The organism is Kutzneria sp. NPDC052558, from assembly GCF_044547355.1.
Taxonomy (GTDB): Bacteria; Actinomycetota; Actinomycetes; order Mycobacteriales; family Pseudonocardiaceae; genus Kutzneria.
In genome coordinates this window covers 23,831-46,182 of record NZ_JBIUAG010000036.1, presented here as the reverse complement: position 1 = coordinate 46,182, position 22,352 = coordinate 23,831, and the positions used below count along the sequence as shown (strand labels likewise).

At 70.9% G+C, this 22,352-nt stretch carries 5 protein-coding genes and 1 pseudogene; 5 read left to right on the top strand and 1 reads right to left on the bottom strand.

The features are described from left to right. Position 1 precedes the first annotated feature (1 nt). A complete protein-coding gene (gene asnB / locus ACIG5F_RS40945; RefSeq protein ID WP_396525529.1) occupies positions 2-1,840 on the bottom strand; it encodes an asparagine synthase (glutamine-hydrolyzing) in 1,839 nt (612 codons plus the stop codon). 180 nt (positions 1,841-2,020) lie between these two features. On the opposite strand from asnB, the gene ACIG5F_RS40940 reads away from it, so the two are divergent. The 5 genes and pseudogenes from ACIG5F_RS40940 to ACIG5F_RS40920 all read left to right on the top strand — a co-directional run bounded on the left by ACIG5F_RS40940 (position 2,021) and on the right by ACIG5F_RS40920 (position 22,321). After that, positions 2,021-13,990, top strand: coding sequence for an SDR family NAD(P)-dependent oxidoreductase (locus ACIG5F_RS40940; protein WP_396525528.1), 11,970 nt, complete (start codon positions 2,021-2,023; stop codon positions 13,988-13,990). Positions 13,991-13,999: 9 nt separating this feature from the next. Further along, positions 14,000-19,474 (top strand): annotated as a pseudogene (locus tag ACIG5F_RS40935) (SDR family NAD(P)-dependent oxidoreductase); the annotation flags it as partial. Beyond that, positions 19,471-20,793: a condensation domain-containing protein gene (locus tag ACIG5F_RS40930; protein WP_396525526.1), complete on the top strand. Its 1,323-nt coding sequence runs from the start codon at positions 19,471-19,473 to the stop codon at positions 20,791-20,793. The pseudogene ACIG5F_RS40935 and the gene ACIG5F_RS40930, both read left to right, overlap by 4 nt. A gap of 41 nt (positions 20,794-20,834) precedes the next feature. Beyond that, complete coding sequence (locus ACIG5F_RS40925) at positions 20,835-22,079, top strand: fatty acid--CoA ligase family protein (RefSeq protein ID WP_396525525.1); 1,245 nt, start codon at positions 20,835-20,837, stop codon at positions 22,077-22,079. Then, complete coding sequence (locus ACIG5F_RS40920; protein WP_396525523.1) at positions 22,076-22,321, top strand: acyl carrier protein; 246 nt, start codon at positions 22,076-22,078, stop codon at positions 22,319-22,321. Before ACIG5F_RS40925 ends, ACIG5F_RS40920 begins: the two co-directional genes overlap by 4 nt. The last annotated feature ends 31 nt before the right edge of the window (positions 22,322-22,352 follow it).

Sequence of the window (22,352 nt, the reverse complement as noted above, 5' to 3'; positions counted from 1 at the left end):
ATCACCCGATCTTCAGCGCCGGCCTGCGCAGATCCAGCCAGGCCACCATGTCCAGTAGCTTCTCGAACATCGCCCGCTGCGGGCCGAGGAGCTGGCCGGTCGGGGCCTGCGTGGCGGTGACGACCCGGCTCCGGTCGAACAGGTCGAACACCGGGTCCGACGGCGAGGCCAGCACCTGCCGCACCTGCTCCCGCAACGCCTCCACGTACATCGGGTCCTGAGTGGACGGATAGGGGCTCTTGCGCCGGCGCGACACCGAGGCCGGCAGCAGATCGGCGACCGCCGCACGCAGCAGGCTCTTCTCCCGCCCGTCGAAGGAATGCATTCGCCCCGGCACGTTGAACGCGTACTGCACCAGCCGGTGATCGCAGAACGGAACCCGGGTCTCCAGTCCGACCCCCATCGCCATCCGGTCGAGACGATCCTCCATGAACCGGAGGAAGTGGACCAGTCCGGCGTACCGGGCGGTGCGCGCCTCCCGCTCGTCCGCGTCCTCGCCGTCCAGCCGCGGCGTCGCGGCCACCGTGTCCGAGTGCAGATCCCGGTTGAACACCGGCATATCCAGCGCCGCCTGCACTTCGTCGGTCAGGAACGGCGTCGGGTCGACCCGTGACAACAGCGTGGCGTGCCATGGCAGCAGACCGCCGCGCAGCGCGTCCTCGGACCGGTGCCAGATGTGGCCGGCGAACACCTCGTCCGCCGCCTCGCCCGACAGCGCCACTGTGACATGCTCCCGCACCGCCCGCAACAGCAGGTACAGCGAGGAGTTCAGATCCCCCATGCCGGTCGGCCAGTCCCATGCCGCCACCACCGCGCGGCGCAGCTCGGGATCGCTCAACTGCTTGTGGTCCAACACGATCCGCCGGTGGTCGGAGCCTAGGTGCTCGACCATCGCCGTCACGAACGGCGCGTCGGCCGCGTCCTGCTCGGGACTGGACCGGAAGTTCTCGGCCTGGCCGGGGAAATCGACCGAGAACGTGCGCGGCCGCGACCCGCTGTCGGCCATCCGCCGGTTCGCCACCGCGACCAGCGCGCTGGAGTCCAACCCGCCCGACAGCAGGAAACCCAGCGGCACATCGGCCACCAACTCGTGCCGGACGTTGTCCTCCACCATGTCCCGGATCCGGGCGATGGTGGTGGCCTGGTCGTCCTCGTGCTCGGCCGCGGTCAGCCGCCAGTAGGTGTGCTCCCGCACGCCGTCCCGGTCGATCTGCACCACCGTTCCCGGCTCGACCACCCGCTGCCCCGAGTAGACGCCGTCCCGAAACCACACGCAGGCGGCGAACATCCGCCGCAGCCCGTCGGTGTCAACCGCCGGGTCGACGCCGGGATGGGCCAGGATCGCCTTGGGCTCAGACCCGAACAGCACCCCGTCCTCGAACCGTTGGAAGTGCAGCGGCTTGACGCCCATCCGGTCGCGGATCAGGGTGAGCCGCTCGTACCGGGAGTCCCAGATCCCGATGGCGCACATGCCGACCAGCCGCTCCGCGACCGCGGCGCCCCACTCGAGGTATCCCCGCAGCACGACCTCGGTGTCGCTGTCGGTGCGGAACCGGTGCCCCCGGCCGGAGAGTTCGGCCCGCAGCTCCCGGAAGTTGTAGGTCTCGCCGCTGTAGGCCATCACGACCGGACCGCCGGGCGTGTCCACCGACATCGGCTGCGTGCCGCCGGGCAGGTCGATCACCGACAGCCGGCGGTGCCCCAGCGCGGCCCGCGGCGAGAGCCAGACGCCCCATTCGTCCGGACCCCGGCAGGCCATGCTGTGCGTCATCGCCTCTACCGTCGGCCGCTGCGTCGAAAGGTCTCGGCTGAACGACACCCAACCGGCTACCCCGCACATGCCTACCGCCCCTCGACCGGGAACCTTGACTCCCCGACGACGCTACCAACGGCCGCGGTCGGCCAAACCCTTGCCGCGCACCGACTTAGGGTGCGTTAGGGGGTCGCTAGGGGGCCGGGCGGAACCGATGCCGCCGGATACTCGACTCCTCGTTCCCGTCCGATCGGAAGTGGTGTCATCGTGCGTCCGGATCTGATCCGCCCGTTGGCCGAGCTGCTCACCGACCACGCGGAACATCGCGGCGACACGATCGCGTTCGCCGACTCGCGGCGGGCCGTCACCTACCGGGAGCTGGCGAAGCGGACCGGACGGCTGGCCGGCCACCTGGCGCGGCTGCGGCTGCACCCCGGCGACCGGGCGGCGATCCTGCTCGGCAACCGGGTGGAGACGATCGAGAGCTACCTGGCCATCGCCCGCGCCGGCGGCATCGGCGTGCCGTTGAACCCGGCGGCCGCCGCCCCGGAACTGGCCTACCTGCTCGACGACAGCGCGGCCCGGATCCTGATCACCGAACAGGTCCGCCTGCCCGAGATCGAACCGGTGCTGAGGCAGCGGCCGCACCTGCGGGTGGTGGTCGTCGGCGGCGATTGCGCCGAATCGTTCGAGCGCCTGGCCACGACGCGTCCCCCGCAACCGGCCCGGGACGACCTCGACCTGGACGACATCGCCTGGATGCTCTACACCTCGGGGACGACCGGCCAGCCCAAGGCGGTGATGTCGACCCAGCGCGGCTGCCTGTGGTCGGTGGCGGCGAGCTCGGTCGGCGTGCTGGGACTGTCCGAGGCCGACCGGGTGCTGTGGCCGGTGCCGCTGTTCCACAGTTTCGCCCACATCCACTGCGTGCTGTCGGTGACCGCGGTCGGCGCCTCGGCAAGGATCGTCGAGTCGTTCGACCCTGAACAGGTCCTGAGCACGTTGCGGGGCGGTGACTTCACGTTCCTGGTTGGCGTGCCGACCATGTACCGCTACCTGATCGACGCCGCCCTGGACGGCGAGTTGTCGCTGCCAAGCCTACGGGTCTGCGTCGCCACCGGGGCGCCGGCCGGCCCGACGCTGTCGGCCGAGTTCGACGAGGCCTTCGGCCTGCGCCTGCTCGACTGCTACGGCAGCACCGAGACGTGCGGCATCGTCGCCGCCAACCGGCCGGGGGTGACGCCGGTCGCGGGGTCGTGCGGGCCGGCCGTGCCCGGGATCTCGATGCGACTGGTCGACCCGGACACCGGGGTCGACGTCGCGACCGGGGTCGAGGGCGAGATCTGGGTGAGCGGCCCGAATCTGATGGTGGGCTACCACAACCAGCCGGCGGCGACCGAGGAGGCGATGCTGGGTGGCTGGTACCGCACCGGGGATCTCGCCCGGCGAGACGAGTGGGGCAACGTCACGATCACCGGCCGGATCAAGGAACTCGTGATCCGCGGCGGCGAGAACATCCACCCGGCCGAGATCGAACAGGTGCTGCGGGCCGTGGCGGGAGTGCGGGACGTCGCGGTGACCGGCCGGCCGCACCGCGCCTTCGGCGAGGTTCCGATCGCCTTTGTGGTGGCCGATCCGGGCTTCGACCCGGACGCGGCGTACGCGGCGTGCCGCGAGCGGCTGGCGCACTTCAAAACCCCGGACGAAATATATGAGGTCTCCTCGATCCCGCGCACGGCGTCGGGCAAGGTGCTGCGGCACGGGCTGCGGACCGAGTCCGCCCGGCTGCGCGCGGTCGGCCGGGGTCACTTCGACTCGGTGTTCCGGGTGGAGTGGTCGCCGGGGACCGCCGACGACACCACCGGGCTGCCGGCGCGGGGATCGCTGTCGCCCCGGCTGGCGCCGGTCGGTCCAGGACCGGACGTGCTGCGGTTCGAGCCGGACGGGGTACTGCTGGTGAGCGGGGCCGACGCCGCGTTGACCGAGCACCTCGCTCGTGCCTACGGCATACACAATCTGCTGTTGCTGGACCCGGTGTCGGTGCCGGACCTGCCGGTGACCGTCGTGTCCTGCGATCTGCGCGACCGGGAGGCCGTGGCGTCGCTGCTGGGCGGGCATCGGGTGTCGGGGATCGTGCACGTGGTCGGCTCGGTGCCGGACGTGTTCCTCCAGGACGCGGTGGCGGCGGCGACCGTGCTGCACGAGCTCTCCAACGGCCCCTTGGTGTTGTCGGTGGCGGCGGAATGCTCGACGCCGTTCGCCGAGCTCGCCGAGCGTCGTGCCGCCGCCGCCCTGCCGGTGCGGGCCATCTCGTGGGGGCCGCTGCCCGAGGAGGACCGGCTCGCCGCCTTCGACGCGGCGTTGACCGTGGACGAGGTGTTCGTGCACGTCATGCGGCACGAATTGGCGCCTGCCGCGGTGAATCCCCGGCTGCGGGAGGAAGTGTTGGCGCTGCCGGCTTCGTCGCGGCTGGCGGCGTTGCTGGACGCCGTGATCGCCGAGGTGGCCGTGCTGGCCGGGGGGCGGCGGATCGGCGAGCGGCAGCCGTTCCGAGAGATCGGGTTGACTTCGCTGACGGCGGTGGAGCTACGCACCCGGCTGTCGGCCGCACTCGGCTCGCCATTGCCGGCGACACTGGCCTTCGACCATCCAAACCCTGTGGCCGTCGCGGAATTCCTGCTCGCCGAGCTGACCGACGGGCAGCCGGTCCATCGATTCGACGCCCCGGTCGCGGGTCTGGCTGAGCCGATCGCCATCGTGTCGATGGCCTGCCGGCTGCCCGGCGGGGTGCGGTCCCCGGAACAACTGTGGGACATGCTGTGCGCTGGAGGCGAGGGCATCAGCGCGTTTCCGACCGATCGCGGCTGGGACCTGGACGCCTTGTTCGACAAGGATCCCGACCGCCCTGGCTCCGCATACGTTCGGCACGGCGGGTTTCTGCTCGACGCTGCGGAGTTCGACGCGGAGTTCTTCGGGATCTCGCCGCGTGAGGCGCTTGCGATGGATCCGCAGCAGCGGTTGTTGCTCGAGGCGTCGTGGGAGTTGCTCGAGCGGGCCGGCATCGATCCGTTGTCCTTGCGGGGCAGTCCGACCGGGGTGTTCGCCGGTGTCATGCACCACGACTACCTGTCCCGCCTGCGGTCGGTTCCGGCCGAGCTGGAGGGATATCTGAGCGTCGGCGGCGCCGGCAGCGTCGTGTCCGGGCGGATCGCTTACACCTTCGGCTTCGAGGGTCCCGCGGTGTCCGTGGACACGGCCTGCTCGTCGTCGTTGGTGGCGCTGCACCAAGCCGTGCAGGCGCTGCGATCCGGTGACTGCGCGCTGGCACTGGCCGGCGGTGTGACAGTGATGTCCTCACCGGCGTCCTTTGTGGAATTCTCCCGCCAGCGCGGGCTGGCGCCGGACGGCCGCTGCAAGTCGTTCGCCGCCGCCGCGGACGGCGCGGGATGGTCCGAAGGCGTCGCCCTGGTTCTGGTGGAGCGGCTGTCGGACGCCAGGCGGCTGGGGCATCCCGTGCTGGCGGTGGTGCGTGGTTCCGCGGTGAACCAGGATGGGGCGTCGAACGGCTTGACCGCGCCGAACGGTCCGTCGCAGCAACGGGTCATCCGCGCGGCGCTGGCCAATGCCGGCCTGTCGGCCGCGGATGTCGATGTCGTCGAGGCGCACGGGACCGGCACCCGTCTCGGGGATCCCATTGAGGCGCAGGCGGTGCTGGCCACCTACGGACAGGACCGTTCGACGCCGTTGTGGTTGGGGTCGTTGAAGTCCAACCTCGGCCACACGCAGGCGGCGGCTGGTGTCGCCGGCGTGATCAAGATGGTGCTGGCCATGCGGCATGGCATGCTGCCAAGGACTTTGCACGTGGATGCGCCAACTCCTGCGGTGGACTGGTCGGCGGGTTCGGTGCGATTGTTGACGGAGGCCAGGAACTGGCCTGGCGAGGTGCGCCGGGCCGGGGTGTCCTCTTTCGGTGTGAGCGGCACCAACGCCCATGTGATCTTGGAGGGCGTCGCGGTGCCGTCGGAGTCGGTGACCGACGCGGCCGGTGTGGCGCCGTTGGTGGTGTCGGCTCGCTCGGAGTCCGCGCTGGTCGCGATGGCCGGGGCGCTGGCTCCCACCCAGAATGTGGCGTTCTCGTTGCTGGGCAAGGCTGAGCTGCCGATTCGCGGCGTCGTCGTCGACGGCGATCTGGTGGTGGGCCGGCCGATCGAGGGACCGGTGGCGGTGTTGTTCTCCGGTCAGGGTTCGCAGTGGTCGGGGATGGGAAAGGCTTTGTACGCCCGGTTCCCGGTGTTCGCCGAGGCTTTGGACCAGGTGGTCGACCCCCGGCTGCGCGAAGTGATGTTCGAGCACGCCGATGCCCTGACCCACACGGAGTTCGCCCAGGTGGCGTTGTTCGGGTTCGAAGTGGCGCTGTTCCGGCTGTGGGAGTCGTGGGGTTTTCGGCCGGACTTCGTTGGCGGTCATTCGGTGGGGGAGATCGCGGCGGCGCATGTGGCGGGGGTGTTGTCGCTGTCGGATGCGGTGCGGTTGGTGAGCACCAGGGGGCGGTTGATGGGGGCGTTGCCCGAGGGCGGGGCAATGCTGTCGGTCGCGGCCTCCGAAGCGGAGGTGTTGCCGTTGCTGGCCGATGCCGTGTCGGTGGCGGCGGTGAACGGTCCGACTTCGGTCGTGTTGTCGGGGGAACGTACGGCCCTGGAGGCGATCGCGGCCCGGGTGGCGTGCAAGACGTCGTGGTTGCGGGTCAGCCATGCGTTCCATTCGCCGTTGATGCGTCCGATGTTGGAGGACTTCGCGGCGGAGTTGGCCGAGATCGAGTTCGGGTCGGCGCGGATTCCGTTGGTGTCCATGGTGACTGGTGGGCTTGCCCGACCGATGTCGGCGGAGTATTGGTTGGAGCACGTCGAGGCCACGGTGCGGTTCGCTGATGGCGTGGAGTGGTTGGCGGGTCAGGGCGTCGCCGGGTTTGTCGAGTTGGGCCCGGACGCGGTGTTGACGGCCATGGCCCGGCAGTGTGTCCCGGGCGGCCAGTTCGTGGCGTCCGGCCGCCGGGACCACGATGAGGTGGCGGTGGTGTTGAAGGCCCTTGCGACCGTGCACGGCTGGGGGCGAACCATTGACTGGGCGACGGTTGTCGGGCCGGGGCGGCGGGTGGAGCTGCCCACGTACCCGTTCCAGGGTGAACGGTTCTGGCTCCAGGACTCGGCGCCGGCCGACGCCGCCGGGCTTGGCCTGGAGCCGGCGGCGCATCCCTTGCTGGGCGGGGTCACCACGATCGGCGGCAGCGGCGCGGTTGTGCTGTCGGGCCGGCTCTCCCCGTCGGCCCACCCCTGGCTGGCCGATCCCGCCGTGCTCGCCTCGGCGCTCGTGGAGATGGCGATCCGGGCCGGTGACGAGGTCGGGTTGGCCGTGCTCGACGAGCTGGTCATGCCGGAGCCGCTGGTGCTGGCACGCCCGATGGCGGTGCAGGTCTGCGTCGATCCCGTCGATGCCACCGGCCGGCGCGCAGTGGCGATCTTCGCCCGTGAGGACGCCGGCGAATGGATCCGGCACGCCCGCGGCACCCTCCGTCAAGCCGACGACCTCGTCCCGACTCTGGGCGAGGTGTGCGCGGAGGTCGCCGTCCCGGTCGAGGCCGACGGGTTCGGCATTCACCCGACCCTGCTCGACGCCGCGCTGCGGGTCGGCGACCCCGACATCGGCGAGGCCCGGATTCCGTATGCCTGGCACGGGGTCCGTCTGCACGCCGGCAATGCCCGCACCCTGCGGGTCTGCGTGCGGGCCGACGGTGACAGCATGTCCATCGCCGCCCACGATCCAGCCGGCCGCCCGGTGCTGTCGGTCGACTCGGTGACCAGCCGGCCGGCCGAGCCGGGGCCCGCGCGGCACCTGCACACCGTCGAATGGATCCCGTACCCGGTCGCACCGGCCGGGACCGCCGAGTTCGACCAGTACATCGTGCCCGCGACCGGCTCGGACGTCGTCGCCGACGTGCACCGGATCACCGCCGAGGCCATGGCCCACATCCAGCGGCGGCTCGCCGGCGGCGGCCCGATGCTGGTCGTTCGCGCCGACCCGGACGACCTGGCCGGTGCCGCCGTCTGGGGTCTGGTCCGCGCCGCTCAGACCGAGAACCCCGGCCGCCTGGTGCTGATCGACAGTCCCGAACCGTCCGACCTGGTGCCGGCGGTGGTCGCCGCCGGGCTGACTCAGGCCCGGATCACCGCCGCCGAGGTCCTGGTGCCACGGCTCACCCCCGTGCGGGGAACGCGGGTAAGGCGTCCTTCCCCGCATGACGAGGGGAGCCGGGGGACGGTGTTGGTGACGGGGGCGGGCCTGGGCGGGCTGATCGCCCGGCACCTCGTCGCCGAGCACGGCGTCCGGGACCTGGTGCTCGTGACGCGTTCGGGCCGGACGCCGGACCTCAGCGATCTCGACGCCCGGGTTCGGGTCGTGGCCTGCGACGTGGCCGACCGCGCCGCCCTGGCGGCGGTGATCGACGAGGTCGGCCCGCTGTCCGGGGTGGTGCACGCGGCCGGCACGGTGGCGGACGGCCTCATCACCGGCATGGATGCCGACCAGCTGACCACCGTGCTGCGGCCGAAGGTGGACGCCGCGTGGTGGTTGCACGAGCTCACCGCCGGCCACGACCTGTCGATGTTCGTGCTGTTCTCCTCGGTGTCGGGCGTGCTGGGCACGGCCGGGAAGGCGAACTACTCCGCGGCGAACGGCTTCCTGGATGCGCTGGCCACGCAGCGTCGGGCCCATGGACTGCCGGGGCTGTCGCTGGCGTGGGGTGCGTGGCAGCGGGCCAGCGCCCTCAGCGGGCAGCTCACCACCGCCGATCACCACCTGATTGCCCGCGCCGGTCTGCGGCCGCTGACCGACGACGAGGGGACGGCGCTGTTCGACGCGGCGTCCGAGCTTGGCGCCGCCGCCGTGGTGCCGGCCAAGCTGGATCTGGCGGTCTTCCGTGGCGCGACGACGATTCCAGAGGTGTTGCGGGCAATGGTGCGGCCGACCCGGCCGACCGCAGCCACCGAGGCCGAGGGGCTGGCCGGCCTCTCGGAAGACGAGCGTCGGCGTCGGATGCTGGCACTGGTGCGCGGCCAAGCGGCAGCAGTGCTGGGACACAAGGGAACCGACCGCATCGGTGACGCCAAGGCGTTCAAGGAGATGGGTTTCGACTCGCTGACGGCGGTTGAGTTCGGCGAACGGCTGTCCGCCGCGACCGGTCGACGGCTGCCGGCGACGCTGGTCTTCGACCACCCGAACCCGTTGGCCGTAACGGCGTTCCTGCTGGCCGACGTGACAGCCGCCGAGCCGTCGCCCCAGCCGGCCGCCGACGCGGCGGAGCCGATCGCGATCGTGTCGATGGCCTGCCGGCTGCCCGGCGGCGTGCGGACGCCGGAGCAGCTGTGGGACATGCTGTCACTTGGCGGAGACGGCATCGGCGCGTTCCCGACCGATCGCGGCTGGGATCTGGACGGACTGTTCGACGATGATCCCGACCACCCGGGCACCTCCTACGCCCGTACGGGCGGATTCCTTGGTGACGCCGGCGATTTCGACCCGGCCTTCTTCGGGATCTCGCCGCGTGAGGCGCTCGTCATGGATCCACAGCAGCGGTTGCTGCTTGAGGCGTCGTGGGAGTTGCTGGAGCGGGCCGGCATCGATCCAGCGATGGTGAAGGGCAGCCGAACCGGCGTGTTCGCCGGCGTGATCGACAACGGCTACCTGAGCCGCATGCACACCCTGCCGCCGGAGCTCGAAGGCTCCCTGACGACCGGGGCCAGCGTGGTGTCCGGCCGCGTGGCGTACACGCTGGGCCTGGAGGGGCCGGCGGTGTCCGTCGACACAGCGTGCTCATCGTCCTTGGTGGCACTGCATTTGGCGGTGCAGTCGCTGCGGTCCGGTGAGTGCTCGCTGGCGCTGGCCGGCGGCGTGACCGTGCTGCCGGCCCCGAATCCGTTCATCGACTTCAGCCGCCAACGCGGGCTCGCCGTCGACGGACGGGTCAAGGCCTTCGCGGCCGGGGCGGACGGGACGGCGCTGTCGGAGGGGCTTGCGCTGCTGCTGGTGGAACGGTTGTCGGACGCCAGGCGGCTGGGGCATCAGGTGTTGGCGGTCGTGCGCGGCTCGGCCGTGAACCAGGATGGGGCGTCGAATGGATTGGCCGCGCCGAACGGTCCGTCGCAGCAGCGGGTCATCCGGGACGCGCTGGCAAACGGCGGACTGCGCCCGTCCGATGTGGATGTTGTCGAAGCTCACGGCACGGGCACCCGCCTTGGCGATCCGATCGAGGCCCAGGCGATCCTGGCCACCTACGGCCAGCAACGGCCGACGCCATTGTGGTTGGGGTCGCTGAAGTCCAACATCGGCCACACCTTGGCGGCGGCCGGCGTCGCCGGCGTGATCAAGATGGTGTTGGCGATGCGGCATGGCGTGCTGCCAAGGACTTTGCACGTGGACGAGCCGACACCGGCGGTGGACTGGTCGGCGGGCGCGGTGGAGTTGTTGACGGAGAACAGGAATTGGTCGGCGGAGGTTCGCAGGGCCGGTGTCTCGTCGTTCGGGGTGAGCGGCACCAACGCGCATGTCATCCTGGAAAGCGTTGAACCCGAACAAGTTGCGGAGCCGGTCGCGGGGCTCATCGCCGACGGTCCCGTGCCGTGGCTACTGTCGGCCCGGGACGAGGCCGGGTTGCGCGCCCTGGCCGCGCGGATCGCGGCGGTGGACGAGTCGCCGGTGGATGTGGCGCGGTCGTTGCTGGCCCGACCGGTGTTGCCGTGCCGGGCCGTGCTGGTGGCGTCGAGCCGTGAGGAGTTCCAGGCAGCCGCCGGTGATCTGGCCGGTCGTGTCGCCGGCGCCGGTCGGGTGGCCTTCGTCTTCCCGGGCCAGGGTTCCCAGTGGGTGGGGATGGGCCGGCAGCTGTGGGAGTCCGTGCCGGCGTTCCGGGACAGCATTCGGCGGACCGACCACGCGCTGGCCGAGTTCGTCGACTGGTCGGTTGCGGATGTCCTGCACGGCGAGGCGATGTGGGACCGGGTCGACGTCGTGCAGCCGACGCTGTTCGCGGTGCTGGTCGCGCTGGCCGAACTGTGGCGTGCCTGTGGTGTGGAACCCGTTGCCGTGGTGGGACATTCGCAAGGTGAGATCGCCGCCGCCCATGTGGCCGGCGCACTCTCGCTCCGCGACGCGGCCCGGGTCGTGTGCCTGCGCAGCCGTGCCCTGAAAGCGTTGGCCGGGCTGGGCGGCATGGCCGTCGTGCACCGACCGCTGGCCGAGGTCGAACAAGTGTTGGCCGGCGAACTATCAGTGGCGGTGGTGAACTCGTCGGCGTCGGTGGTGGTCTCGGGCCCGGTCGCTGCCTTGGCGGAGCTACTTGCGACCGATGAGCGGGCACGACGGGTGGCCGTGGACTACGCGTCGCACTCGGCCCAGGTCGAGGCGATCGAGGCCGACTTGGCCGCCGCCCTGGCCGGGCTGCGCCCCACCACATCGTCGATTCCGCTGTACTCGACCGTGGACCGCCGCTGGCTCGACACCTCCACAATGGACGGTGACTACTGGTACCGAAACCTGCGCCAGACAGTCCGCTTCGACGCCGCGGTCGACGCGCTCGTCGCCGACGGCATCGACGTGATCGTCGAGGTGAGCCCGCACCCGGTGTTGACCAGCGCGATCGAGGACGTCGCGCAGGACGCCGTCGTCACCGCGACCCTGCGGCGCGAACACCCCGAGATCGGATCAATGCTCTCCGCGCTGGGCGCGGTGTGGGCTCGGGGCGTCACTGTGCGCTGGGACAAGGTCTTCACCGGTGGCCACCGGGTCCCGCTGCCCACCTACCCGTTCCGACGCGAACGCTTCTGGCTGTCCAACAGCGAGCCCGCCGACGCGTCCGGCCTCGGCCTCGTCCCCGCCGCGCATCCCTTGCTGGGGGCGGTGACCACCGTCATCGACACCGGCGGCGTCGTCCTTTCCGGACGGCTCTCCCCGGCCACACAGCCGTGGCTCGCCGACCACGCCTTGTCCGACACGGTCATCGTGCCCGGCACCGCCCTGGTGGAGATGGCCATTCGGGCTGGCGACGAGGTGGGTTTCCCTGTCCTCGACGAGTTGGTCATCCACGAGCCCCTGACCCTGGGCCACGCAGCTGCCGTACAGGTCGCCGTCGGCGCCGAAGACCCGGCCGGCCGCCGCCAAGTGTCCATCCACGCCCGGCTCAGCACGGGCGAATGGCGCCGACACGCCGTAGGTTCCCTCCGTCAGTCCACGGTGGATGGTCGATCCGCGGTGTCCGCGCAGTGGCCACCGGCTGGGGCTGAGCCCGTCGACCTGGCAGGCTGCTACGAGCGGTTGGCCGACATCGGGTTGCGGTTCGGGCCGGCGTTTCGGGGGCTGACCGCGTTGTGGCGGCGCGGCGGGGAGCTGTTCGCGGAGGTGCGGACCGGGGCCGAGGTGGGCGGGTTCGGGCTGCACCCGGCGTTGTTCGACGCGGTTCTGCACGCGGCAGCGGTGGATGCTGAGCAGGTGCGACTGCCGTTCGCCTGGAACGGGGTGGAGGTGCACGCGACCGGGGCGACCGAGCTGAGGGCCAGGCTGGTGGTCGCGGACGACGGGACGTTGTCGGTGCTTGCCACCGACTCGACGGGACAGCCGGTGGTTTCGGTGGAGTCCTTGGTCATGAGACCGCCGGCGGCCGTGCGGGCCCGTGCAGTCGATGGGCTCTACACCGTGGAGTGGACGCCGTGGACGTTGCCCGGAGCCGATTCGGGGGCAGTCGGGTTCGATCTGCACGTGGTGCCGTCGACCGGCGCGGACGTGGTCGCCGAGGTGCACCGCATCACGGCCGATACGATGATCCACGTCCAGAAGTGGTTGGCGGGCAACCACTCCGGGGTGCTGGTGGTGCGCGCGAGCGGCAAAGACCTGGCCGGCGCGGCGGTGTGGGGGCTGATCAGGTCGGCCCAGTCGGAGCACCCGGGCCGGCTGGTGCTGGTGGACACCGACGACGACAGGGTTCTGCCGCTGGTGGTGGCATCGGGGCAGCCGCAGGTGCGGGTGAACGCCGGTGCGGCGAGCGTGCCCCGGCTGGTGCCGGTGGCGGCCGAGCCGGGGCGGATCGAGGGGCCGGTGCTGGTCACGGGCGGCACCGGCGGGCTGGGATCTCTGCTGGTGCGGCATCTTGTGCGCGAACACGGCGTACGCGACGTGGTGGTGCTGAGCCGTTCCGGCATGGCCGACAGGTTCGCCGACCTGGACGCGCGCATCCGGGTGGTGGCCTGCGACGTGGCCGACCGCGCCGCCCTGGCGGCGGTGATCGACGAGGTCGGACCGCTGTCCGGGGTGGTACACGCGGCCGGCGTGTTGGCGGACGCCGTGTTCGAGCAGGTGGACACGGATCGGCTGGCCACGGTGCTGCGACCCAAGGTGGACGCCGCATGGTGGCTGCACGAGCTCACCGCCGGCCACGACCTGTCGACGTTCATCGTGTTCTCTTCCTACGCCGGATTGGCGGGCAACCCGGGGCAGTCGAACTACGCCGCCGCCAACGGGTTTCTCGACGGACTGGTGGCCTACCGCCGAGCCCGTGGACTGCCGGGAACATCGCTGGCCTGGGGTTGGTGGCGGTCCACGACCGGCATGACCGAGCGGGTCGACCGGGACCGGATGGCCCGGATCGGGTCGCGCGGACTGTCCGATGAGGACGGTCTGGCCCTGTTCGACGCCGCGGTGGGCTCCGGCCGGTCCCAGCTGGCTCCGGTGCGGTTCGACCTGGCGGCGATGGCCCGGTCGGGCGAGATTCCCTTGGTGTTGAGAGGATTGGTGCGACCGGCCCGCCCGGCGGCCAGCGGCGGTGTCGCCGGCGGCGAGCGAGGATGGGCCGAGCGGCTGGCGGGCCTGGCCGGGCCGGACCGGGAGCGGTTCGCGCTCGACACCGTTCGTGGGCGGGTGGCGGCCGTGCTCGGCCACGCCGATCCGGCGGAGATTGAACCGCACCAACCATTCCGAGAGCTCGGGTTCGACTCGTTGACCGCGGTGGAGTTCCGCAACCGCCTGGCCGAGACGACCGGGTTACGCCTGCCCGCCACCCTCGTGTTCGACTATCCCGCGCCGGCCCCGCTGGCACGTCACCTGCTCGACCAGTTCGCGCCGCCGGCCGCAGACGCCCCGGACGACGACGTCGACGCCATGGACGCCGACGAGCTGATCAAGCACGTGTTGGAGGGCTGAGCCGTGGCTGACGACCAACTCCTTGACGCGCTGCGGAAATCGGTGAAGGAGAACCGCCGCCTGCGGGCCGAGAACGCCGAGCTGCGGACGGAGCGGGCCGAGCCGGTCGCGATCGTGTCGATGGCGTGCCGGCTGCCCGGCGGGGTGCGCTCGCCCGAAGACCTGTGGACACTGCTGGCCGCAGGCGGCGATGCGATCACCCCGTTTCCGACCGACCGCGGCTGGGATCTGTCCGATACCTCGTACCGCCGTGAGGGCGGATTCCTTTCTGACGCTGCGGAGTTCGACCCGGAGTTCTTCGGGATCTCGCCGCGTGAGGCGCTTGCGATGGATCCGCAGCAGCGGTTGTTGCTCGAGGCGTCGTGGGAGTTGCTCGAGCGGGCCGGCATCGATCCGTTGTCGTTGCGGGGCAGCCGAAGCGGTGTGTTCACCGGCGTGATGTACCACGAATACGCCAGTCGGCTGCGCAGGCCCCCGAAGGAGCTTGCCGGCTATCTCGGCAACGGCGGCGCCGGCAGCGTCGCCTCCGGCCGGATCGCCTACACGTTCGGCTTCGAGGGGCCGGCGATGACTGTCGACACGGCCTGCTCGTCGTCGCTGGTGGCGCTGCACCTGGCCGTGCGGGCCCTGCGCGCAGGGGAGTGCTCGTTGGCTGTCGCCGGCGGCGTGACGGTCCTGTCGACCCCGGATGTGTTCGCCGGCTTCAGTGTGCAGCAGGGCCTGTCTCCGGACTGCCGGGTGAAGGCCTTCGCCAGGGCCGCCGACGGCACTGCCCTCTCCGAGGGATTGGCGCTGCTGCTGGTGGAACGGCTGTCGGACGCGCAGCGCCTCGGGCATGAGGTGCTGGCGGTCGTGCGCGGTTCGGCGGTGAACCAGGATGGGGCGTCGAACGGCTTGACCGCGCCGAACGGTCCAGCGCAACAGCGGCTGATCCGCGCGGCCCTGGCCGACGCGGGCCTCACCGCCGCGGATGTCGATGTCGTCGAGGCGCACGGGACCGGCACCCGTCTCGGGGATCCCATTGAGGCGCAGGCGGTGCTGGCCACCTACGGACAGGACCGTTCGACGCCGTTGTGGTTGGGGTCGCTGAAGTCTAACCTCGGGCACACCCAGGGCGCGGCCGGCGTGGCTGGTGTGATCAAGATGGTGCTGGCGATGCGGCACGGTGTGCTGCCACGGACTTTGCACGTCGACGCGCCCACGCCCGAGGTGGATTGGTCCGCCGGGGCGGTCGAACTGCTGACCGGGGCCCGGGAGTGGCCGGGTGACGTGCGTCGGGCCGGCGTCTCCTCGTTTGGCATCAGTGGCACCAACGCCCATGTGATCCTGGAGGGCGTTGCGGTGCCGTCGGAGTCGGTGACCGACACGGCCGGTGTGGCGCCGTTGGTGGTGTCGGCTCGGTCGGAGTCGGCGTTGGCCGCGATGGCAGAGACGTTGGAGCCCACCCACGATGTGGCGTTTTCGCTGCTGGGCAAGGCGAAGTTGCCGGTTCGTGGGGTCGTTGTGGACGGTGAGTTGGTGCTGGGCCGGCCGGTCGACGGTTCGGTGGCGGTGTTGTTCTCCGGTCAGGGTTCGCAGTGGTCGGGGATGGGAAAGGCGTTGTACGCCCGGTTCCCGGTGTTCGCGAAGGTGCTGGACGAGGTGGCCGGGCCGGGTTTGCGTGACCTGATGTTCGAGCCCGAGTCTGCGGTGAATCGCACGGAGTTCGCCCAGTTGGCGTTGTTCGCGTACGAGGTGGCGTTGTTCCGGTTGTGGGAGTCGTTGGGCTTCCGGCCGGATTTTGTCGGTGGTCATTCGGTGGGGGAGATCGCGGCGGCGCATGTGGCGGGGGTGTTGTCGCTGGCGGATGCGGTGCGGCTGGTGGGTGCGCGGGGCCGGCTTATGGGGGCGTTGCCGGCCGGCGGCGCGATGCTGTCGGTTGCGATGACCGAGACGGAAGTGTTGTCGTTGCTGAGGGATCGGGAGGCGGTTGGGACGGCTGAGACCGGTGTGCCGCTGGCGGATGCGGTGTCGGTGGCGGCGGTGAACGGTCCGACTTCGGTCGTGTTGTCGGGGGAACGTGCGGCCCTGGAGGCGATCGCGGCCCGGGTGGCGTGCAAGACGTCGTGGTTGCGGGTCAGCCATGCGTTCCATTCGCCGTTGATGCGTCCGATGTTGGAGGATTTCGCGGCGGAGTTGGCCGAGATCGAGTTCGGCTCGGCGCGGATTCCGTTGGTGTCCATGGTGACTGGTGGGCTTGCCCGACCGATGTCGGCGGAGTATTGGTTGGAGCACGTCGAGGCCACGGTGCGGTTCGCTGATGGTGTGGAGTGGTTGGCGGGTCAGGGCGTCGCCGGGTTTGTCGAGTTGGGCCCGGATGCGGTGTTGACGGCCATGGCGCAGCGGTGCTTGCCGGAGGCGCGGTGCGTGGCGTCGGGGCGGCGGGACCACGATGAGGTGGCGGCGGTGTTGAAGGCCCTTGCGACCGTGCACGGCTGGGGGCGAACCATTGACTGGGCGACGGTTGTCGGGCCGGGGCGGCGGGTGGAGCTGCCCACGTACCCGTTCCAGCGTAAGCGGTTCTGGCTCAACGACACCAGCGCCGGTGATGTGGCGGCCGCTGGGCTCGGGGCTGTCGAGCATCCGCTGCTGAGCGCGGTCACCATGGTCGCCGACACCGGCTCGGTCGTGCTGTCGGGGCGGATCTCCGTCGCGGCGCAGCCATGGCTGGCCGACCACCGGATCGGCGGCGAGGTGGTGCTGCCGGGAACGGCTCTGGTGGAGATGGCATTGCGGGCCGGCGAGGAGGTCGGCTGCGATGTGCTGCGCGAGCTGGTGATCCAGGCCCCGTTGGTGCTCGACGGCGACCTGTCGGTGCAGGTCAGCGTCGGCCCCGAGAACGCGGGCGCGCGGCCGGTGACCGTCAGCGCCCGCACCGGAGGCGAGTGGCTGCCGCACGCGACGGGGCTGCTGGGCCGGGAAGATGCCCCGCCAATCCCTGCGGCGCAGTGGCCGCCGGCCGATGCCGAGGAAATCGACGTCGCCGACGCCTACGAGCGACTCCCCGGCTACGGACCGGCGTTCCAAGGACTGACCCGGTTGTGGCGGTGTGGTAGCCGGCTGTTCGCCGAAGTGCGGGTGACCAGCGACGTTGGCGGCTTCGGCGTGCATCCGGCGCTGCTGGACGCGGCGCTGCACGGTCCTGCGGTGAACGCCGACGAGTTCCGGCTGCCGTTCGCATGGGAAGGTGTTCGGATCCACGCGCACGGGGCGACCAGCCTGCGCGTCGAGTTGGACACCGACGACAACGGCGCCGTGAGCCTGCGCGCCACCGATCCCACCGGCCAGCCGGTCGTGTCGGTCAAGTCGCTGACCACGCGCCCGATGACCGGTCACGCCCGGAGATTGGCCGACCTGCGGGCGACCGACTGGATCACGGTCGACGTCGCCGAGGCCACAGCCGAGTTCGGCGTCTACGACGTGCCGCCGACCGGGGACGATGTCGTGGCCGACGTGCACCGTGTAACCCAGGAGGCGCTCGAGTTCCTGCAAAGCTGGCTCGCGGCGGAGGAAAAGCCGCTGGTAGTCAACGCCCGCCGGAACCAGGGCCTGGCCAGCACGGCCGTGGCGGCGATGGCGCGGTCCGCGCAGGCCGAGCACCCGGGCCGGATCCTGTTGACCGACACCGATTCCGCCGCCCTTCTACCGTCGGTGGTCGCCGCCGGGCTGGCGGAGTCGCGGATCCTCGACGGCACAGTGACGATCCCCCGCCTCGTGACCGCTGTGCCCGGGGAGCCGGTGCGACTGGCCGGCACGATCCTGGTCACCGGGGGGACCGGCGCGCTTGGCCGGCTCATCGCCCGGCGACTGCTCGATCGCGGCGCGGACGAGATCGTGCTGCTCAGTCGCGGCGGCGGCCAGGATTGTGGGCCCGGGACCCGGGTTGTCGCCTGCGACGTGGCGGACCGCGAGCAGTTGGCCAAGGTGATCGACGAGACCGGCCCGTTGTCCGGGGTGGTGCACGCGGCGGGGATCCTCGACGACGGCCTGCTCACCGGGCTGACGCCCGAGCGGCTGCACTCGGTGCTGCGGCCGAAGGTGGACGCGGCGTGGTGGTTGCACGAGCTGACGGCCGGGCATGAGTTGCGGCTGTTCGCGATGTTCTCCTCGGTGGCCAGCGTGCTGGGCGCGCCGGGGCAGGCGAACTACGCGGCAGCCAACGGATTTCTCGACGGGCTGGCCGAGCACCGCCGACGCGAGGGCCGGCCGGCGGTGTCGCTGTCCTGGGGCTGGTGGCAGCGGGAAAGCGTCATGACCAGGTCGGCCGATCACGAACGCATGGCACGGGCCGGAATCGGCGCCCTCACCGATGACGATGGCCTGGCCCTGTTCGACGCAGCGATTGGCGCCGACCGCGCCCATCTGGTGCCGGCCAAGCTGGCAAAGCAGCGTCGGTCCCGGCCGGTGGCGGGCACGAACTCGACTCTCGACCTCGTGTGCGCCCACGCCGCGGCGGTGCTCGGCCACGCGGAGCCCAGCACCGTCGACCCCAGCCGGGAGCTCCGTGACCACGGGTTCGATTCGTTGGCGGCCATCGAGTTCCGCAACCGGCTGGCCGCGGCCACGGGACGGGCGCTGCCGGCGACCTTGGCCTTCGACCATCCGACCCCGAACGCCGTCGCGGCCTTCCTCGACCGGCCGGCGCCGTCCACGTACTCGATCTCCTCGGTGTACGAGCGGCTCTACCGGTCCGGGAAGATCATCGAGGCCGGGCAGCTGCTGGCGGCGGCCTCGCGTGCGCTGCCGATATTCAGCAGCGGCGGCGAGTCGATCCCGATTCGGCTGACCGCCGGACGGCCCGGCGTCAAACTGGTCTGTGTCCCGGCCGTCACGCCGACGCTCGTTCCGCACGAGTACGACGCGCTGGGCCGGCAGCTGGCGGGCAAGATCGACACGGCGGTGCTGCCACATCCCGGGCCATCGATCCCGGCGGACCTCGACACACTGACCGATGCGCACGCGCGGTCGGTCCTCGGTCACGTTGACGGAGATCCGTTCGTCCTGCTGGGACGATCGATGGGCGGTGTCCTCGCGCACGCCGTGACGGCCAGGCTGGAGGCGCTCGGCCATGCCCCACAAGGACTTGTCCTGATCGACACCTACGAGCCAGTCGTCGACCCGCCGCAGTGGCTGCTGCGCCTGCCGGCCCGGTCGGCGCTGGCCGACGGCACACCGGAAGACGGCGCGTTGCTGGCCATGGGCGGCTACCTGCGCATTCTCGCCGAGTGGCAGCCGAATCCGGTGACAACGCCGATCCTGTTCCTCGGGGCCACCACGCCGACACCGGAGATGGCCGGCATCGAGGACTGGCCGGCGCGCTGGTCGATGCCACACGAGTTCGCGGTGGTGCCGGGCGATCACTTCACCATGCTCGGCGCGCACGCGGCCGACACCGCCGCGGCCGTGCTGACCTGGATCGACAAGCTGGAACTGGAGGGGCGATGACAGCGGTCCCGTTCGCGGGCGAGCGCGGCGACATCGAGGGATCCACCACGTGGGCACAAGAGGCGGTCTGGCGGGGGATCCGGCCCGATCGGCCGAACGACGGATACACCAACGCGCGGTTCTCGATCCCGGTGCCCCCGGGGGCCGACGTCCTGTCGGCTGTCGGCCGTGTGATGACCGTCCACGAAGGACTGCGCACGACCTTCCCGGACACCGGGGCCGAGCGCCTTGGCCGCCAGCGCGTTCACCGCGAAGGCATGATCGACGTGCCGACGGTCGAGCTGAGCGATCGGTCCATCGAGTCCTTTGTGGAGGAATGGGGCCAGCAGACGTTCGACACCATGCGGGACTGGCCGGCGCGGTTCGCGATCGTGCGGTCGGGCGATGGTTCGGTCGCACTGGCCGGCGCGGTGTCGCACCTGGTTGCGGACAAGCTCGGCGAGGGCGCGCTGGTTCGGGACTTCCGCGCGTTGCTGGACGGCCGCGACCTCTGGCCGGGGCCTGACCGTGTCACCGCCGTCGGCCGAGCTGCGGACGAGGCCGGCGACCGGCTGAAGGTCAGCTCTCACCGTGCCGTGCAGCGGTGGGCGGACATGCTGGATGCTCCGGCCAACTTCGAGCCGGCCCCGGCCGAGTCACGGTGCTGGCGGCGCGCGTCGCTGATCAGCCCGATGGCGACGCTGGCCGCCGAGGAGATCGCCGCCCGCACGCGGGCCAGCACCGCCAGTGTGTTCATGGCCGCCACCGCCGTTCTCGTGTCGGCCATGACCGGCCGCGAGTCGGCCGCCATGGCCAGCCTGCTGTCGAACAGATTCTCCGTGGCGGAGGTGGCCTTCGTCGGGACCCTCGTCCAGCCATGGGGCCTGACGCTCGACATCGGGGCGTTGTGCTTCGACGACATCGTCCGGGCTGCTTACCGGGTGTCGCTGCGCTCGTATCGGGTCGGCCGCTACAACCCGTACGACCTCTATGCTCTGCGGGCGGAACTGCGGGACCGCAAGGGACTTGCGGACCTGCCGTGGTTCGACTGTCTGCACAACGACAGTCGCTCCACCAGGACGCGGTCGATGGCGCGCCGCGGCGCCGGCGAGAGAATCCTGACGCGGCATATCGATCTCGCCCGGTTCGGACTCGGCTACCGGCTGTTCGTGGAGATCCGCGAGGCGGGTGAGTTGGCGGAGATCTTCGTCATCGCCAATGCTCGGTTCGACGCGAAGGCAATAGCGATCGCCATCGAGTCCTTTGTGGACCGAGTGGCGAGTGGGGTCGAGAACCCGGCCAGAGAAGTCATGGCCGTGGCATTGGACAGTGCGCGGTGATCGTCACTGACGCACTGGAGGCAGCCGGGGACGCGCCGGTCGTGCACGAGGCCGGCAACTGGGTCACCGCCGATGAACTGCTGGTCGCCGGCCGGGCCGTCGCCCGGGAAGGCGCGGGCCCGTTGGTGTGCCGGAGCGCATCGGTGGTCGACATTCTCGTGGCGGCGATCGCCGCCGAGCGGCTGGGAACCGGCGTCACCTTTGTCGACCCCCGGCTGGCGCTGGACACTGTGGGCATCGAAGTCGGCGAACAGGCGGCTATCACCGCGGAGCTGGGGTCGGAACCGGTGCGGGAAAACGGATTCCACTTCCTGTCGTCCGGTTCGACGGCCGCACCGACCCGCGTGGTCCGGCCCGCGGCGGTCACCCTGGCCGACAGCCGTCAGATCGCCGGCGCGGTCTACGCCGAGCCCGGCGATGTCGCGCTGGCGACCCCGTGTTTCCACTCCTACGGATTCAGCCATCTGGCCGCTGCCCTCGGCCGTGGCCGGCGCGTGCGGGTGGTGCGGCCCAATGCCACCGCGGCGGGATTGTCGGCGCTCGACGGCGTGGAAGTATTTGTCGGACTGCCTTTTCACCTGGATCTCGTGCTGGCAGTCGGCGGCCGGGCCGCGTTCACCGCGCTGCGGACCGTGGTGTCCTCGGCCGGGCGGCTGAGCGTGGAGACGGCCGACCGGGCGGTGGCCGCCGGCATTCCGCTCCGCAACGCTTACGGGTCAACCGAAACCGGCACGATCGCCATCGGCGAGGTCGCGGCCGTGCGCGACCGCGCCGGCTTTGTCGGACCATCCTTGGATGGTGTCGAGGTGCGCCTCGATGAATCGGGGCTCCTGCGGGTTCGGACCGGCGCGCTGGCCGCCGGCATCATCCGGGACGGGCGCTACGTCGAGATCGAGACGGAAGACGGCTGGCATACCACCGGCGACGTGGCCAAGGCGACCGAACAGGGCATCTGGCTGCTCGGCCGGCAGGCGGATTTCCTCAAGGTGTCCGGCATTCGTGTGAGCTGCGCCCGGATCCGCGACATGGTCCTTCGCCACCCCGCCGTCTCCGACGTCGATGTCTATGGCACGAGCGACCGCATCCGCGGCGAGGTGGCGGCGTGCCGGGTCGTCGCGGCCAGGCCGTTGCCGGTCGCGGATCTGCGGAAATGGTGCCATCAGCACCTGAACGCGGAAGAGGTTCCTAGGGTCATCGAATTTGTCGACCACATCGTGCGTTCGGCCACCGGCAAGGCCATGCGCGTCCCAGCAGCGATCAGATCCGAGGAGTGTGCGCCGAAGTGACCGTTCTGGATGAGCTTTCCGCGATCGTCGGCCGAGTGCTGGCCGACGGCCAGCCCCACGCCGTGTTCGATGTGGATGATGATCTGCGAGAAGTGCTTGGGTTTGACTCTCTCGCGGTCATGCACGTGCTGTCCAGTGCCGAGGAGAGATTCGACGTCCTGTTGGATGATGACGAGGCGATCGCCAGCACCACGAGCGTCCGCTCGCTGGCGTCCTGCATCAGCAGCCGCATGTCGGGCTGAGAGCCGGCCGCCATGGGGAGGCCGCCTTCCT